Here is a 16,353-nt window from a genome sequence, read left to right on the forward strand (position 1 = left end):
GCCAATGATCCTGCGCGCCAAGCTTCAGACCCGCGCGAGTTGCAGCACTTCGGCCAGCACGGAGACCGACAACAGCCGCGGCTCGCGCGCCTGTTCGATGAGGCCCACCGGACCGCGCAGCCGAGAGATCGCGGCTTCCGAGAGCCCTTTGCGGCGCAGCGCCACCGCGCGCTGACGTGCCGTTCGGCGGCTTCCCTGCGCGCCGATGAAGAACGCGTCGCTTTCCAGAAGCTGCGCGAGGATCGGGATTTCCCGGTCGTGATCGTGGAAGAACAACAACGCCGCCATGCGCGGATCGGGCGCGATCTCGCCAAGCGGGTTGCTGCGCCGGAATTCGTGGCTCGTCACGCCGGGCAGGGTCACCGGTTCGGGCATGACGAGATCGGCCTGATAGCCCGCGCCCGCCGCGAGCTGGGCAAAAGTCTCGGCTTCGATCCCGGTGCCGAAGACCACGAAACGCGGCTCGGGCACGAGATGCAGGCTCAGATCGGTCTCGGGCTGCGGCGCGAGCGTCAGAACGCCCTGCGCGCCCGAGAGGTGTAGCGAAAACGGCATGCGGGCAGCGATCGCCTTGGCCATCCGCTCTTGAGCGGAGACCGGCGGGGCAGGGATCACGGCGATGTCGAGCGCGCCGCCGCAGGGCAGCACGAGGTCGATGAAGGGCGAGCCTTCGCCGTAGCGCAAGTGCCGCGGGCAGCCGTCCTGTGCGACCTTTTTCAGATGCAGCTCAATATCGGCATCGATGCAGCCCGCCGAGAGATGGCCCCGGATGTCGCCGCGATCGTCGAGGCTCATAGCCGCACCGAGGGGGCGGTAACCCGCCCCCTCGATCCGCGTCAGAATGGCCAGCGCCGCCAACCGTCCCGGCGCGGGCAGCGGTATCTCCGCCATGCCGAGCCGGGTTTCAGTATGTGCGCGCGCGCGGAGCGGACTACCGTCCATCAGCAAACCCCTCGAGAACCTTGTCCGGCGTGGCCGGATAGTGATGCAGCCGAATGCCCGTCGCGTTGTGGATCGCGTTGATCACCGCGGCGCCGGAGCCCGAGATCCCGAGCTCGCCGACGCCCTTCGACTGGATCGGGTTGGCCTCGTCGTCGCGTTCGGGCAGGAAGACCACTTCGATGTCGCGCGGAATATCCGCATGCGAGGCGACATGGTAATTGGCCAGATCCCGGGTGACAATATGGCCGGTGCGCGGATCGTGACCAAGCTCTTCGAGCAATGCCGCGCCCACGCCCCAGACCATGCCACCGACGGCCTGGCTGCGCGCGGTCTTCTCGTTCAGCACGCGACCGATCCCGAGAACGCCGAGCATCCGACGCACCCGCACCTCGCCCGACACCTCGTTCACGGCGACTTCAACGAAATGCGCGCCATACCCTGCCGAGAAGTGGGTCTCGGCGGTTTTGCCGCCCTCGATCCTGCCTTCGGCGCTGATCGGATCGCTGAGCAGATCGACCAGCTTCGCGCTCTTGCCGTCGCCGGAGACCTCGCCGTTGCCGAGCTTCAGATCCTCGATCCGGCAGCCGAGCTTGTCGGCAAGCTGTTCGCGGATCTTGCGCGCGGCGAGGAAGACTGAAGACCCAGACGACGACGCCCCGAAGGAGCCGCCCGAGCCCGACGCGCCCGGCAGGTCGCTATCGGCCAGATGCACGGAGACCTTATCGATCGGCAGGCCCAGCATCTCGCCCGCGATCTGGCCGAGGATGGCGTAGCTACCGGTACCGATATCGGTCATGTCGGTTTCGACCAACGCACCGTCCGCGCTGAGCGTGACGCGCGCCGCAGAAGGCACAAGGAAGTTCGACCGCCCGGCGCCCGCAACGCCCATGCCGATCAGCCATTCGCCTTCGCGGCGCGTCCCTGTCTTGGGGCGCTGGTCCCAGCCGAAGCGCTTCGCGCCTTCGCGCAGGCTTTCCTCCAGCGCGCGGGCCGAATAGGCCTGACCGGTTTCGGGATGCTTTTCGGGTATGTTGCGCAGCCGCAGTTCCACCGGGCAGATACCCAGCTTCTCCGCGAGTTCGTCCATCGCAGTCTCCATTGCGAAGGTGCCGACCGCTTCACCGGGTGCGCGGACCGAGCCCGAGGGCGTGCGGTGATTGCGAGAGATATGCTGACGCATCACCCGGTTGGGCGCGGCATACATGAAGCGGCTCGCGGCATTCACCGGTTCGGAGAAGGCTTCCTCTTCGAGATTGGAGACTCGATCCTCGTGACCGATCCCGGTCAGCTTGCCGCTCTCGTCGGCGGCGAGACGAAGACGCTGCCAGGTCTCGGTGCGGCGCAGCACGGCGTCGAAAACGGTCTGACGGCTCAGCACGATCCGCACCGGGCGTTCGAGCTCGCGCGAGGCCAGCGCCGCCGCGATATGTTCCGAGGAAATGCCCAGCTTGGAGCCGAACCCGCCGCCCACATAGGGCGCGAGGATATGCACCTTGTCCGACTCGACGCCAATCGCATCGGCCAGCTCCTCCTTGTTGAATCGCACCATCTGCAGCGACCCATGTAGAACAAGGCGACCGTCCTTCCACTCGGCGATACCGGCATGCGGCTCCATCGCCGCCGAGACGTGACCAGCGGTGGTGTATTCGATATCCACCGACTGCGCGGCCTTCTCCATCGCGGCGTCGAGGTCGCCCTGGATGCTTTCGCGGCCCTCGTTCAGTTCGAGATCCACCCCGGCCGGGTCGACCGGTGCGCCGGGGTTCTGTTCGTAGCTGATCTTGATCCGTGCGGCGGCATCGCGCGCGGTCTCGAAGCTTTCCGCGACCACGAGGCCGATCGGCTGGCCGTGATAATCGATGCGGTCTCCGGGCTGCACGGGCGACGCACCCGCCATGCCCTGCGCCGGGTTGCGAACGAATTTCGGCCCGTGGAACAGCCCGACATATCCGGGCAGTTTCTTCGCTTCGCTCTCGTCGAAGCCGGTGACCTTGCCGCGCGTGATCGTCGCGCGCAGCATCACGCCGTGGACCATGCCTTCAAGCGCGAATTCGGCGGCATAGGGCGCGGTGCCGGTGACTTTCAGCTTGCCCTCGGGACGATCGAGCGGGGCGCCGACCAGACCCTGATTGGTTTCGTCCAGCAGCCGTGGCTGCGCTTCATCCATCGTGAACGTGTCGCTCATGCCAGCGCCTCCACCTTGTCCGTTCCGGTCGAGGCCGGGGCCATGCCCGTCGCCTCGCGCATCACCGCGACCAATGCGCGGCGGGTCATCTCGCGTTTGAAATCGTTGCCCTCGTCGGTGACAGCGTCGGCCAGCAGCACGTCGGCGGCCCTGCCGAACAACTCCTCCGAGGGGGGCTCGCCTTCGAGCATCGCGTTGACTTGCGCATCCGCCCAGGGGCGCGCGCCGATGCCGCCGAAAGCGAGCGAGGCGGTCTTGATCGTCTCGCCGTCCATTTCGACCACGGCGGCGACCGAGACGAGCGCGAATGCGTAAGAGGCGCGGTCGCGGATCTTGCGATAGCTCTGCGTCGCGTTCGACTGCGGGGCAGGGAGGATCACTGCGGTGATGATCTCGCCCGGCTCGAGGCAGGTCTCGATCTCCGGGGTTTCGCCGGGCAGCTGATAAAGCTCGTCCAGCGCCACGGTGCGGGTCGCTCCATCGGTGCCACGGATTTCCACCTGCGCATCGAGCGCGCGCATCGCCACCGCCATATCGGAGGGGTGGGCTGCGCGACAGGCGGCCGAGGTGCCCAGGATCGCGAGCATGCGGCTGACACCGCCCTTGGCGGCACAGCCCGCGCCGGGGTTGCGCTTGTTACAGGCCATTGCCGGGTCGTAGAAATAGGGGCAGCGCGTGCGTTGCAGCAGGTTGCCGCCCGTGGTCGCCTTGTTGCGAATCTGTCCCGAAGCGCCGGCGAGCAGCGCGCGCGACAGCACCGGATAGGCGCGGCGCACCTGCGGATCGGCCGCAAGGTCGGCATTGCGCACCAACGTGCCGATCTTCAGCCCGCCCTCATGCGGCTCGATCTTGTCCAGCCCGTCGATATGGTTGATGTCGATAACCGTCTCGGGGGTCATCACCTGCAGCTTCATCAGGTCCAGCAGGTTGGTGCCGCCCGCGATGAACTGCGCGCCCTCACCCGCCTTGGAGGCCGCCTCGTCCAGCGCGTTCGCGCGAAGATACTCGAATGGTCTCATTATTTCTCCTCCGCTTCGGCGACACGCGAGATGGCCTCGCGGATGAAGGGATAGGCCGAACAGCGGCAGAGATTGCCGCTCATTCGCTCGGCGATTTCGGCATCGGTCAGCTCCGACGTGCCGGTGAGGCTGTCGCTGACATGGCTGGGCGCGCCTTCCCTGGCCTCGGCCAGCATGCCCGTCGCCGACATGATCTGCCCCGGCGTGCAATAGCCGCACTGGTAGCCATCGCAGGAAACGAATTCCTGCTGCAGCGGGTTGAGGTTCTCGGGCGTGCCGAACCCTTCAATCGTCGTGATCTCGGAGCCTTCATGCATCACTGCGAGGCTCAGGCAGGAATTCACCCGGCGGCCATCGACGAGCACCGTACAGGCGCCGCACTGGCCATGATCGCAGCCCTTCTTCGAGCCGGTGAGTTGTAGATGATCGCGCAGCGCGTCGAGCAGCGTCACGCGTGGATCGAGGTCGAGCGCGCGCGCCTCGCCATTGACGTGAAATGAAACCTTCATGGGGTCCCCCTTGTCCGGAATTCGGGCTTGGCGCAGCCATCTGGGGAGGCAGGCGCTCAAACCGGCTGAATGTGGAACACCGCGCGCGCGGCGCAGGTTCCTGAGATAAAGCCCTCACGTTGCGGTGAGGGCTTTGCGGACGCGGTTCGCGTCTTGGGCGGGGGCGAGGTCCGTGCCGCGCCGCCCGGCCTGTGTTTTGCGCCGCGATCAGTTCTGCGGCAGCGCGTAGACGGCCACCAGATCACCCACGGCGGGCTTCAGGATCGAGTTGCCGCCCGAGATGAAGGCCACGTATTCGCGCCCCTTGTACTCGTAGATTGCCGGGTTCGCGACGACCGGGGCCGACAACTGCGAGGACCACAACTCCTTGCCGGTCTGGATGTCGTAGGCACGCGCCTTGGCATCCATCGTCGCGCCGATGAAGATCAGCCCCGACTTGGTCACCGCCGGACCGCCGATCGTGGGCGAGCCCATGCTCTCGGGCATGAAGAACCCGTATTTCTGCGAGCTGCCCAGCGGCTTGCGCCACTTGACGTCGCCGGTGTGCATGTCGATCGCGACCAGCTCGCCGAAGGGCGGTTTCCAGCACGGCATCCCGAGCCAGTTCAGCGCGTTGCCGAGGCTCATGCCGTAGGGCGCGCCTTTCTGCGGGTAGAAGCCCGCTTCGTTGCCCGAGCCGCTGGCGTTCTTCTCGTAGTTCTGGCGCTCCCACAGTTTGATGTACTGCACGATATGCGAGGTGTTCACGACCGCGATCTGAGCGTTCGGATCGAAGGCCACGCCGCCCCACTGCACGCCGCCCGCACTGTCGGGATAGGCCAGCGTGCCTTCGCCGGTGGTGGTCGGGGGTGTGTACATCCCCTTGTAGGTGAGGTTGTCGAACAGCTTCGAGCAGGCGCCGCCGGAAACTAGATCGGCAATCCCCCAGACCTCCGGCTTTTTCGACTGGTCGAGAAGCGGCGCCGGTTTGGTCGGGAAGGGCTGGGTCTTCGCATAGACCTCACCTTTCACCGTGCCGTCGCCTTGAGGGACGGGACGTTCCTCGATCGGCCAGACATCTTCGCCGGTCTCGCGGTTCACGACGAACAGGAAGCCCATCTTGGTGCCCTGCATCAGCGCCGGGATTTCCTTGCCGTCGACGGTGATGTCCATCAGCGTCGGCGCGGAGTTGATGTCATAGTCCCAGATGTCGTGGTGGACCCATTGGCGCGACCAGACGACCTTGCCGGTATCGAGATCGAGCGCGGTGGTCGAGGTTGCGTAGGGGATTTGCTGCGTTCGGTTGCCGCCCCAATAGTTCGGCGAGGGCGAGGCCACCGGGAGGTAGACCATGTTCAGACCCGGATCGACGGACATCGCGGTCCAGACATTCGCGGTGCCGGTCTTGCGGCGGATGTTCTCGGGCAGGGTCTCGAAGGACCATTGCAGCTTGCCGGTCTGCGCATCGACTGAGAAGACCGCACCGGGAGGAGCTTCGGCCCATTCCCAGTCCTGACCGGCCCAGCCGAGGATCAGGTGATTGCCCGCAACCGTCGGCGGCTGCAGAACCGAAAGCGGGAAGCGGTCATTGACCGTGTTCCACTGGTTCACGTCCAGCACGCCGTCCTTGCCGAAATCGGGGCAGGGCTTGCCGGTATCGGCGTCGAGCGCGAAGAGCCGCGCGTCCATCGTGCCGATATAGACGATTTTCTGACAGACCTTGCCCGCGACCGGGTTCTCGGCCTGCCAATAGGCGACGCCGCGGTTCTTCAGCGCGGGCTGGGTCAGCGCCTCAAGCTTGGATTTCGTGTCGAAGGCCCATTTCTGCTCGCCCGTGGCCGGGTCGAGCGCCAGCACGCGGTAGAAGGGCGTGCCGATATAGAGCGTATCATTGGCGAAGATCGGCGTGGCCGACCAAACGGTCGCGGGCTTGTCGCCCGAGCCATCTGAGACGTCGCCGGTATGGACCTGCCAGACCTTCTCCAGATCGCCCACGTTGTCGGGATTGATCTGGGTCAGCGGCGAATATTTCTGTGCGGAGAGCTGGCCGTGGAAGCTGTTCCAGACGGGCTTCTCGGGCACCAGCGGTTTGCCGTTGCGCTCGCGCGTGCCGCTGGCGAGCATCGGCTGAGCGACGCTATCCGCCACCGGTTTGGCCTGATCCGCGCTGGCCTCGGGGCCGGAAGGCGTGGACTCGTTGGCGGCAGGGTCGTTGGTCTGCTGGTTCTGATTGGTTTGGGTGTCGGATTGGGTGCCCGTGGAACCCGTCTCCGCGGAACCGCTGTCTGCGGTAGCGCCCGTATCGGTGTTCGTGCCGGCGTCGGTGCTCGAGTTCGTACCGGCGCCCGTGCCGGACGTGTCCGATTGCGTGGCTGCATCCGTGGTTGCCGTATCCGTGCCCGACGTGGTGCCGGTATCGGTCGTGCCGCTGTCGGCTGCGGGTTGGGTCGTCGTATCTGTTGCGGTGCTGTCGGTCGCGGTCGTGTCCTGCGCGTACCCGGCGGCCGCAAAGAAGGCGAGGGCGAAGGCGAGCGAGACGGTCTTGCGGTTCATGCGTAAGCTCCTTTCGAACGCGCGCCCCGGCTCGAGGCGATGTCGTAAATGAGGCCGATCAGCACGACGCCCATCGCCGCGATCAGCCACCATTCATGCAGGAAATAGCCAGCTGCAGCGGTGCCGATCAGGCCGAGCGCCACGAGGACGCGCAATGTCGTGCGGATTCCGCCCGGCTCTGTCATCTGGATCGCGATCCCTGCGAGAGCGATCAAAACGGAGGAGGCGATCACCAGCCCTGCGCCGAACGTGCCGGTCACGCCGGTCATGGGGGTGACGTAATTCCAGATCGCGATGGCGGCGCCGACGAGCGCCCCCAAAACAGTCAGGATGCTGCGTGGCCGTGACGCTGAGCGGGAATGTGCCAACGGAACTCTCCTTGGTAGGTGCTTTATCGCCCAACGCGCGGTGTGTCTTTTGAGGTCCATGAAAATTGAACTGATTTGAGCCCCGGGCGCAGGAACGCGCTTGGCACGGGGGCCTCTGCCGCTTTGGTGGCCAGCATGCGAGAGGATGCAGCAGCACGAAAAAGCGGGCGGAGCGATTTCGTCGCCCCGCCCGCCGCGGTGTCGTGAGAGATGTGCGCCCCTATTTCAGCGCTGGCGGTATTCGCCCTGACGCTCCAGCATCCAGCCGGGATATTCCGCGGGCAGGGCACTGAGCTTGTCGAGGCTCTCCAACTCGTCCGCGTCGAGCGTGATCTTCGTCGCGGCGATGTTGTCGGTCAGTTGGTCCTCGCGCTTCGCACCGACGATGACGCTGGTGACTACTTCCTGATGCAGAAGCCATGCCAGCGCGATCTGCGCCACGCTCGCATCGCGCTTCTCCGCCATCGGGCGCATCGCGTCGATCAGGTCGAATGCGCGGTCCTTTTCGACCGGCGGGAAGTCGAAATTGGCGCGGCGCCCGTCGGAGCCCTTGCCGTCGCGGTCGTATTTGCCCGACAGCAGACCGCCTGCGAGCGGGCTCCAGACCATCAGGCCCATGCCGGTGTCGCGCAGCATCGGCACCACTTCGCGTTCCAGATCGCGCCCGGCGATCGTGTAATAGGCTTGCAGCGACAGGATCGGGGCGAGCTTGCGGGCCTCGGCGATGCCGATCGCCTTCATCACCTGCCACGCGGCCCAGTTCGACAGGCCGATATAGCGGATATGGCCGTGCTGAACGAGCGTGGTCAGCGCCTCCAGCGTTTCCGAGATCGGCGTCATCGGGTCGAAGCCGTGGATCTGATAGAGGTCGATATGGTCGAGCTGCAGCCGCTCCAGGCTCTGCTTGCACTGCTCCATGATGTGATAGCGCGACGCACCGCGCTGGTTGATGCCTTCGCCCATCGGGCCGAGCACCTTGGTCGCGATGACCACCTCGTCGCGGGCGATACCGAGATTGCGCAGGCTCTGGCCGAGGATGCGCTCGCTCTCGCCACCGGCATAGACATTCGCGGTGTCGATGAAGTTGATGCCCGCGTCGATCGCGGTCTTCACCAGCCCGTCGGCGTCATCCTGCCGCAGCTGGCCGATCTGGCCCCACATGCCCTCCGACCCGCCGAAGGTCATCGTGCCGAGGCAAAGTTCCGAGACGAGGAGGCCGCTGGGGCCGAGAGGTCTGTAACGCATGGATCGCTCCTTTCGCATCTGTCGGGGGCCCGGTTCGGACGCCCCTCTGGTCCGGGTAGATGGGGCGCGCCGCGCTCGCGGCGAGCGTCGCAGGGTAGGGCTGGCGCGCACGATCGTGTCATCGCGCGAGAGGGCGGAGGCGTCAGTCCTTGGCGCGCTCCAGCTTCATCGGCGTGAACCACGGTGTGAGGATCACCCCCGTCGCTACAACGAGCGCGTAGCCGATCGCCGACATCATCGCGCTGCGATAGGCCTCGTGATCGCCCTGATCCGCGCCGCCCAACATGCCGAAAAAAATCCCGCCCATGATCGCGATCCCGAAGGAGATTCCGACCTGACGGAGCGCCTGCACCGCACCCGAGGCCGAGCCGCTGTCATTGCTGTCCGCCGACGAGAGCGCGACCTGGAACAGCGGCGACACCGTGTTGCCCATGCCGAAGCCGCCAAGGAAGAACCAAGGTGCCATCCGCCACCAGCTGATCGCGTCGCCCATCGACCAGATCGCCCATAGCTGGCCCGCAAAGCCCGTCGCAAGCAGCATGCCGCCTCCGGTCACGCGCCAGCGTATCCAGCGGTCGCCGAACCAGCCGGTCGTGGCCGAAGCAAGCAGGACGCCGACCGGGAAGGGCGTCGTCGTCAGGCCCGATTGCAGCGGGGTGAGCCCGTAGCCCGCCTGCAGGTAGAGGGCGATGGTGAAGAAATAGCTCGGCACCGCGGTGAATAGCGCCGCGTTCAGAAGGCTGCCCGACAGGAACGAGCCGGAACGCAGCAGGCGCATCGGCAGAAGCTGCGGGGCTTTGCGCTCTTCCTGATGACGTTGCCAGCGGATGAAGATCCAGCCAAGAGCCGGGGCCGCGAGCATCATCGGATACATCCATCCCTGCCAGCCGATCGACGGCGCCTCGACCAGCGGGAACAGCAGCGCCAGCATCGCCACGGCGGCGATCGCGATCCCCACCTTGTCGATGCCCAGCTTGCGGTTGCCCTGTCCCTTGGGCACCAGCATCAGCGCGGCGATGAAGGTGGCGATGCCGAGGGGAATGTTCACGAGGAAGATCGGACGCCAGCCGAGCCCGTAGATATCGGCGGTGAGCAGGAACCCACCCATGATCGGCCCTGCCACCGAGGCCAGCCCGGCGGTCAGCGCGAACAGGCCGAAGGCAGCGCCGCGCTGCTCTGGCGGGAACAGGCGCGGCACCAGCGCCAGCGTCTGCGGCGTCATGATCGCGGCACCCACGCCCTGCGCGATGCGTGCGGTGACCAGCGTGCCAATCCCCGGGGCGATGCCGCATATCAGCGAGGCGGTAGTGAACAGCGCGATGCCCGAGACGAACAGCTTGCGCCGTCCCAGCAAGTCGCCCATCCGTCCCGCCGGCAGCAACAGGATCGCGAAGGAGAAGGTATAGCCCGCGACGATCCACTCGATCAGGTTCGGCGGGGCCGACAACTCTTCCTTCATCGACGGCAGGGCGACGTTGACGATCGTGATGTCGATCAGGTTCATGAAGTTCGCCAGCAGCAACACGGCTGCGGCGGCCCAGCGGCGGGTGGGCGAAAGCGGGGATGCTTGTTCGGGTTCGGCCATTCGGAGTCCGTTCTGTCGCGGCTGTAACGCCAAGGGTAGCTAGCGGAGGGGCGAAGCTGGTCAATAGTGGGTCTTTCGGAGGGGTCACGCGGAACAACTTTCGAGTGTGTCAAAATACATACGCACAGGGGCGCGCGAGTGGATGCATCGCGGGCGCAGGGATTCGAAGGGGAACGGCGCGGGGAGGCTTGGGTGCGGGCAACGGGGCTTGGCGTTCGTTGCGAAAAAAAAGGGCCTCGCGCAAGTTTCAAAAAGATTTCCCGTAGGCCCGCGAAATGCGCTCTCACATGGGTGTGAGCACCGTTACGTCAGACTTGCGCCATGCCGCGATCATGCCCTTGATGCCCTATCAACGAAAAAACGGGGCCCCGCGCTCGCCTTAACGTTGCGCGCGACCGGACCCCGGAAATGGAGGTATCCCTTGAAGTCGATTGCCGCGATCTCCGCTTTTGCCCTAATGTTGGGCAGCGCCGCACCCGTTCTCGCCCAGTCGAGCAAAGTGCCCGAAGGCACCAAGCTCGCCGCTGACCAGACCTTTACCTATTGGCTGCAGGACGATCTGAAGACGCTCGATCCGGATCTGAGCACATCAAAGGACGGTAACGACGTTCTTCAGCAGATGTTCGAAGGTCTCTACCAGCAGGACGATCACGGCAATCTCGTGCCTGCGCTCGCCAAGAGCTACGAGGTCTCCGACGACAAGAAGACCTACACCTTCCACCTGCGCGACGAGAAATGGTCGAACGGCGATCCCGTCACCGCGCAGGATTTCGTCTATGCATGGCGTCGTCTCGCCGATCCGGCTACCGCCTCGCAATACTCGTGGTATATCGAGCTGATGCAGGTGAAGAACGCCCATGATGTGATCGCGGGCGACAAGAAGCCGAGCGAACTTGGCGTGAAGGCGCTCGACGACCACACGCTGCAGGTCACGCTCGACAGCGCGATCCCCTATTTCCGCCAGATGCTCGTTCTGTCCTCGACCTTCCCGGTGCCGCAAAAGGTCGTGGAGAAATACGGTTCCGACTGGACCAAGCCCGAGAACATGGTCGTCAACGGTCCTTACAAGCTGAAGAGCTGGAAAATCGGCGACTCGATCGAGCTGGTGAAGAACGACGCTTATTACGATGCCGCGAATGTCACGCTGACCGATCTGAAGTTCATCCCGATCCAGGACAACGATCAGGCGCTGACGCGCTACGAGGCGGGGGAGCTGGACTTCGTGCAGACCCCGGCGGGCCAGTATCCGCGTCTGAAAGATGAGTATCCGGATGCCGCGCACGCTCCGCCGCGCTCCTGCGTCTACGCCTACCGCTTCAACGTCGGCCCGAACGGCCCCGAGGCGCTGAAGGACGTGAAGGTCCGCAAGGCGCTGTCCTACGCGATCAACCGCGACATCATCGTCGACAAGATCCTCAAGGGCGGCCAGAAACCGGCCTATACCTGGACCCACTGGGCGACCGCGAACTTCAAGGCGCCGGACGTGGCTTATGCCGACATGACCCAGCAGGAACGGATGGACAAGGCCAAGGAGCTTCTGAAGGAAGCCGGCTACGGTCCCGATCACCCGCTGAACCTGCGGATCATGTACAACACCTCGGCCGACCACAAGAAAATCGCGATCGCGGTGCAGCAGTTCTGGAAGCAGATCGGCGTGAAGTCGACGCTCGAGAACTACGAGTGGAAGGTCTATCTCGACAAGCTCAACGGGCAGCATGACTTCGACGTGGCCCGCACCGCATGGTGTGCCGACTACAACGAGGCCTCGACCTATCTCGACGTGAACACCTCGTGGTCGGATCAGAACTCGGGTCAGTGGTCGAATTCCGAATACGACAAGTTGATGAAGGACTCGAAGACGGCGGAAGATCCGCAAGAGGACTATACCAAGGCGGAAAAGATCCTCGCCGAGGACATGCCGCTCGCGCCGATCTACGCCTACTCGCTGCCGATGCTGCTGAACCCGCAGATCAAGGGCTACCCGTTCGATAACGTCCAGCTGAACTGGTACGCGAAGAACATGTACAAGGTCGCAAAGTAAGCCGGCTGAAACGATAACGGGCGGGCCGCGCGATCGGCCCGCCCGACCTATTTCGGGACACTCTTATGATCGTCTACATTCTCAAGCGTCTCGCCATCGCGATCCCGACGCTTCTGGTGCTCATCATCGCGAGCTTCTTGCTGATGCACACGGCGCCTGGCGGGCCGTTCTCGTCGGAGCGGGCCGTGCCGCCCGAGGTGCTCGCCAATCTCAACGCGAAATACGGGCTCGACCAGCCGCTGTGGAAGCAGATCGCGACCTATCTGTGGAACGTGGTCGCCCATTTCGATTTCGGGCCTTCGTTCTCCTATAAAGACCGCTCGGTGAACGACATCATCGCCCAGGGCTTCCCGGTCACGCTGACCTACGGCTTCCTGAGCTTCATCGCCGCCGTTCTGGTAGGCGTCACTCTCGGCGTCACCGCCGCGATCAAGCGCAACTCGTGGCTCGACTACCTCGCCGTCGGCATTTCCATCGGCGCGCAGGTGCTGCCGAACTTCGTGATGGCGCCGATCCTCGTGCTGGTGTTTACGCTGTCGCTGCACTGGCTGCCCGGCGGCGGCTGGAGCTTCGACGATCCGCGCTTCTGGATCATGCCGGTGATCGCGCTTTCGACCTCTTACATGGCCTCGATCGCGCGGATCACGCGCTCGTCGATGCTGGAGACGCTGAGCTCAAACCACATCCGCACCGCGCGGGCCAAGGGTCTGCCGAAGCGCAAGATCATCATGCGTCACGCGCTGAAACCCGCGCTGCTGCCGGTGATCTCCTATCTTGGTCCGGCGTTCGTTTCGATGATCACCGGCTCGGTGATCGTGGACGTGTATTTCACCACGGGCGGGATCGGCAAAAGCTTCGTGGATAGCGCGCTCAACCGCGATTACGCGGTGATGATGGGGATCACGATCCTGCTGGGCACGCTGACCATCCTGTTCAACCTTGTCGTCGATATCGTCTACGGATGGATCGACCCGAAAATCCGGTACTGACATGGTCATAGACGAATCCAAGATGACCTCGCTCGCCGAGGCAACGAGCCGCGAAGACGTGGCGGGCCGCTCGCTCTGGGCGGACGCGCGCCGGCGGTTCTTCAACAATAAGGCCGCGATCTTCGGGCTGGCGCTGCTCGTCTTCGTCGTGGCCTTCGCGCTGTTCGGCAACCTGATCGCGGCGTGGAACAATTCCGACATCGACTACAACGTGATGGGCGATGCCACGGCCTCTGCGCCGTCCTTCGCGAACGGCCATTACTTCGGCGCCGACGATCTGGGCCGCGATCTGTTCGCGCGCACCGTGCAGGGCACGCAGATCTCGCTGTTGGTCGGCGTGATCGGCACGCTGATCGCGGTGTCCGTGGGTACGGTCTATGGCGCGATCTCGGGCTATTTCGGGGGCCGCGTCGACGGCTTCATGATGCGCCTCGTCGATATCCTGCTGGCGATCCCTTACATGTTCGTGCTGATCCTGCTGCTGGTCATGTATGGCCGCTCGATCGGGATGCTCTTCGTGGGCGTCGGGTTGATATCCTGGCTGGAGATGGCGCGGATCGTGCGCGGCCAGACGCTGACCCTGAAGAACCGCGACTATGTCGAGGCCGCGCGCGCCATCGGCGTGCCTGCGCCGACGATCATCCGCCGCCACATCCTGCCCAACCTCGTGGGCGTGGTCGTGGTCTTCGCGACGCTTCTGGTGCCGCTGATGATCCTGACGGAGAGTTTCATCTCTTTCCTTGGGCTCGGCGTGCAGGAGCCGCAGACCTCGCTGGGGGCGCTGATCTCTGAAGGGGCGGGGACGATGAGCTACGGGACGCTGTGGCAGCTGGCCTTCCCGCTGTTCTTCTTCGTCACCACCCTATTCGGTTTCTATTTCGTAGGGGACGGGCTGCGTGACGCGCTCGACCCGAAGGAGCGCTGATATGCCATTGTTGGAAGTCAACGACCTCAATGTCCGGTTCGCAACGCAGGAGGGCGAGGTTCACGCCGTCAACGGCGTCAGCTTCGAACTTGAGCGCGGCGAGGCGCTGGGCATCGTCGGCGAGTCCGGTTCGGGCAAGTCGCAGCTCAGCTTCTCGATCCTCGGCCTACTGGCCGCGAATGGGAAGGCCTCGGGCTCGGTGAAATTCGACGGGCGGGAGATCCTGAACCTGCCCGAGCCCGAGTTGAACAAGTTGCGCTCCGACCGGATCTCGATGGTCTTTCAGGATCCGATGACCGCGCTCAACCCCTATATGCGGATTTCGGACCAGATGGCCGAAGTGCTGATGCTGCATAAGGGCTTGGGCAAGCGCGCCGCCGTGGCTGAGGCCGCGCATATGCTCGAACTGGTGAAGATCCCGGACGCGAAGAACCGCGTGCGTCTGTTCCCGCATGAATTCTCGGGCGGGATGCGCCAGCGCGTGATGATCGCGATGGCCCTTCTGTGCAAACCAGATGTGCTGATCGCAGATGAGCCGACGACCGCGCTCGACGTCACCGTGCAGGCGCAGATCATGGACCTGCTGGGCGAGCTGCGCCGCGAGCTGGGCATGGCGACCGTGCTGATTACTCACGATCTGGGCGTCGTCGCGGGCTTCTGCGAGCGGGCGATCGTCATGTATGGCGGTCAGGTGATGGAGCAGTCGCCCGTGGATCCTTTGTTCGCCAACCCGACCCATCCCTATACCAAGGGCTTGCTGGCCGCGCTGCCGCGTCTCGATGCGGAAGTCGCGATGACCCCGATCCGGGGCAATCCGCCGAACATGACCGGCGCGCCGAAGGGCTGCCCGTTCTGCCCGCGCTGCGATTTCGTCGAAGAGGTCTGCGCCGACGTTATGCCGCCGCTGACGGAGTTCGCGCCGGGCCGCGCCCGCGCTTGCCACCGTTCCATTGAAACGATCGAGGAGGCCGCCGCATGACGACCCCGCTGATCGAGGCCCGCGACGTTCGGGTCACTTTCGAAATCCGCCGCGCCTCGGACCTGCCGTGGACCGAGCCGCCGAAGCTGCGCGCGGTCAATGGCGTGAACTTCGAGCTGGAGCAGGGCAAGACGCTCGGCATCGTGGGCGAGTCCGGCTGTGGCAAGTCCACGTTGGCCCGCGCGCTGATCCGGATGCTGCCCGCCGAGGGCGAGATCATTTGGGAGGGCAAGACCGATCTGCTGCCGCTCTCGCCGCGGCAGATGCTGAAATACCGTTCCGACATCCAGATGATCTTTCAGGACCCGCTGGCTTCGCTCGACCCGCGGATGACCGTGGGCGAGATCATCGCGGAGCCGCTGCGCACCCATCGCCCGAAGATGGGCCGCAGGGAGCGCAAGCAGAAGGTCCGCGAGGTGATGGAGAAGGTCGGTCTTCTGCCGAACCAGATCAACCGCTACCCGCACGAGTTCTCGGGCGGCCAGTGTCAACGCATCGGTATCGCCCGCGCGCTGGTGGTGGAGCCGAAGCTGTTGATCTGCGACGAGCCGGTCTCGGCGCTCGATGTCTCGATTCAGGCGCAGGTGATCGTGCTTCTCGAAGATCTGCGCCGCGATCTGGGCCTGACGATCATCTTCATCGCCCATGACCTCAGCGTTGTGCGCCATGTCTGCGACGAGGTGATGGTGCTTTATCTGGGCCAGATGATGGAGGCGGGCGCTACCGAGAAGCTCTTTGCAGAGCCGCAGCACCCGTACACGCAGGCGCTTCTGTCGGCGGTGCCGATCCCAGATCCGGAGATCGAGCGCAACAAGACCCTGATCGCGCTGGAAGGCGATCTGCCGAGCCCGCTGAACCCGCCATCGGGCTGCCCGCTGCGCACCCGCTGCCCGCGGGCGAGCGAGGTCTGCGCCACAACTCCGCCGACCGAGGAGGTCGCCGGGCGTCAGGTCTTCTGTCACCATCCCGGCCCTGCGGCCGAAGTGCAGGCGGTGCTGTCGGAGAGCTGAAATCTTGTGCGGCGGGCGGTGATG

General features: G+C 64.8%; 13 protein-coding genes. 5 read left to right on the forward strand and 8 right to left on the reverse strand.

Features of this window, described 5'->3' with window-relative positions:
- Positions 1–24 precede the first annotated feature (24 nt).
- The 8 genes from DEM26_RS04010 to DEM26_RS04045 form a co-directional block, all read right to left on the reverse strand.
- Positions 25–942: an XdhC family protein gene (locus DEM26_RS04010; RefSeq protein ID WP_109171763.1), complete on the reverse strand. Its 918-nt coding sequence runs from the start codon at positions 940–942 to the stop codon at positions 25–27.
- Positions 932–3,127, reverse strand: coding sequence for a xanthine dehydrogenase family protein molybdopterin-binding subunit (locus DEM26_RS04015; protein WP_088719138.1), 2,196 nt, complete (start codon positions 3,125–3,127; stop codon positions 932–934). The genes DEM26_RS04010 and DEM26_RS04015 overlap by 11 nt, the downstream gene beginning before the upstream one ends.
- Positions 3,124–4,146 (reverse strand): FAD binding domain-containing protein, encoded by a 1,023-nt coding sequence (locus tag DEM26_RS04020; protein WP_109171764.1) that lies wholly within the window; start codon positions 4,144–4,146, stop codon positions 3,124–3,126. The genes DEM26_RS04015 and DEM26_RS04020 overlap by 4 nt, the downstream gene beginning before the upstream one ends.
- Entirely contained in the window at positions 4,146–4,655 is a 510-nt protein-coding gene (locus DEM26_RS04025; RefSeq protein WP_109171765.1) for a 2Fe-2S iron-sulfur cluster-binding protein, read from the reverse strand. Before DEM26_RS04025 ends, DEM26_RS04020 begins: the two co-directional genes overlap by 1 nt.
- 207 nt (positions 4,656–4,862) lie before the next feature.
- Positions 4,863–7,187 (reverse strand): pyrroloquinoline quinone-dependent dehydrogenase, encoded by a 2,325-nt coding sequence (locus DEM26_RS04030; protein WP_109171766.1) that lies wholly within the window; start codon positions 7,185–7,187, stop codon positions 4,863–4,865.
- The gene (locus DEM26_RS04035) at positions 7,184–7,555 is read right to left on the reverse strand and encodes a hypothetical protein (protein ID WP_075776291.1); all 372 of its coding nucleotides are present in this window, start codon (positions 7,553–7,555) and stop codon (positions 7,184–7,186) included. The genes DEM26_RS04030 and DEM26_RS04035 overlap by 4 nt, the downstream gene beginning before the upstream one ends.
- A gap of 225 nt (positions 7,556–7,780) precedes the next feature.
- Positions 7,781–8,800, reverse strand: a complete 1,020-nt coding sequence (locus DEM26_RS04040; protein WP_109171767.1) for an aldo/keto reductase — start codon at positions 8,798–8,800, stop codon at positions 7,781–7,783.
- 142 nt (positions 8,801–8,942) lie between these two features.
- Positions 8,943–10,385, reverse strand: coding sequence for an MFS transporter (locus DEM26_RS04045; protein ID WP_109171768.1), 1,443 nt, complete (start codon positions 10,383–10,385; stop codon positions 8,943–8,945).
- A gap of 457 nt (positions 10,386–10,842) precedes the next feature.
- On the opposite strand from DEM26_RS04045, the gene DEM26_RS04050 reads away from it, so the two are divergent.
- From DEM26_RS04050 to DEM26_RS04070, 5 genes are all read left to right on the forward strand, one after another.
- A complete protein-coding gene (locus DEM26_RS04050; RefSeq protein ID WP_075776438.1) occupies positions 10,843–12,426 on the forward strand; it encodes a peptide ABC transporter substrate-binding protein in 1,584 nt (527 codons plus the stop codon).
- Between the two features lie 65 nt (positions 12,427–12,491).
- Positions 12,492–13,415 (forward strand): oligopeptide ABC transporter permease OppB, encoded by a 924-nt coding sequence (gene oppB, locus DEM26_RS04055; RefSeq protein WP_075776288.1) that lies wholly within the window; start codon positions 12,492–12,494, stop codon positions 13,413–13,415.
- A gap of 1 nt (position 13,416) precedes the next feature.
- Positions 13,417–14,340 (forward strand): ABC transporter permease, encoded by a 924-nt coding sequence (locus tag DEM26_RS04060; protein ID WP_075776287.1) that lies wholly within the window; start codon positions 13,417–13,419, stop codon positions 14,338–14,340.
- Between the two features lies 1 nt (position 14,341).
- Entirely contained in the window at positions 14,342–15,319 is a 978-nt protein-coding gene (locus DEM26_RS04065) for an oligopeptide/dipeptide ABC transporter ATP-binding protein (protein WP_109171769.1), read from the forward strand.
- The gene (locus DEM26_RS04070; RefSeq protein WP_109171770.1) at positions 15,316–16,329 is read left to right on the forward strand and encodes an oligopeptide/dipeptide ABC transporter ATP-binding protein; all 1,014 of its coding nucleotides are present in this window, start codon (positions 15,316–15,318) and stop codon (positions 16,327–16,329) included. Before DEM26_RS04065 ends, DEM26_RS04070 begins: the two co-directional genes overlap by 4 nt.
- Positions 16,330–16,353: the final 24 nt, after the last annotated feature.

It is taken from the genome of Thioclava sp. NG1, from assembly GCF_003122275.1.
Classification (GTDB): domain Bacteria; phylum Pseudomonadota; class Alphaproteobacteria; order Rhodobacterales; family Rhodobacteraceae; genus Thioclava; species Thioclava nitratireducens.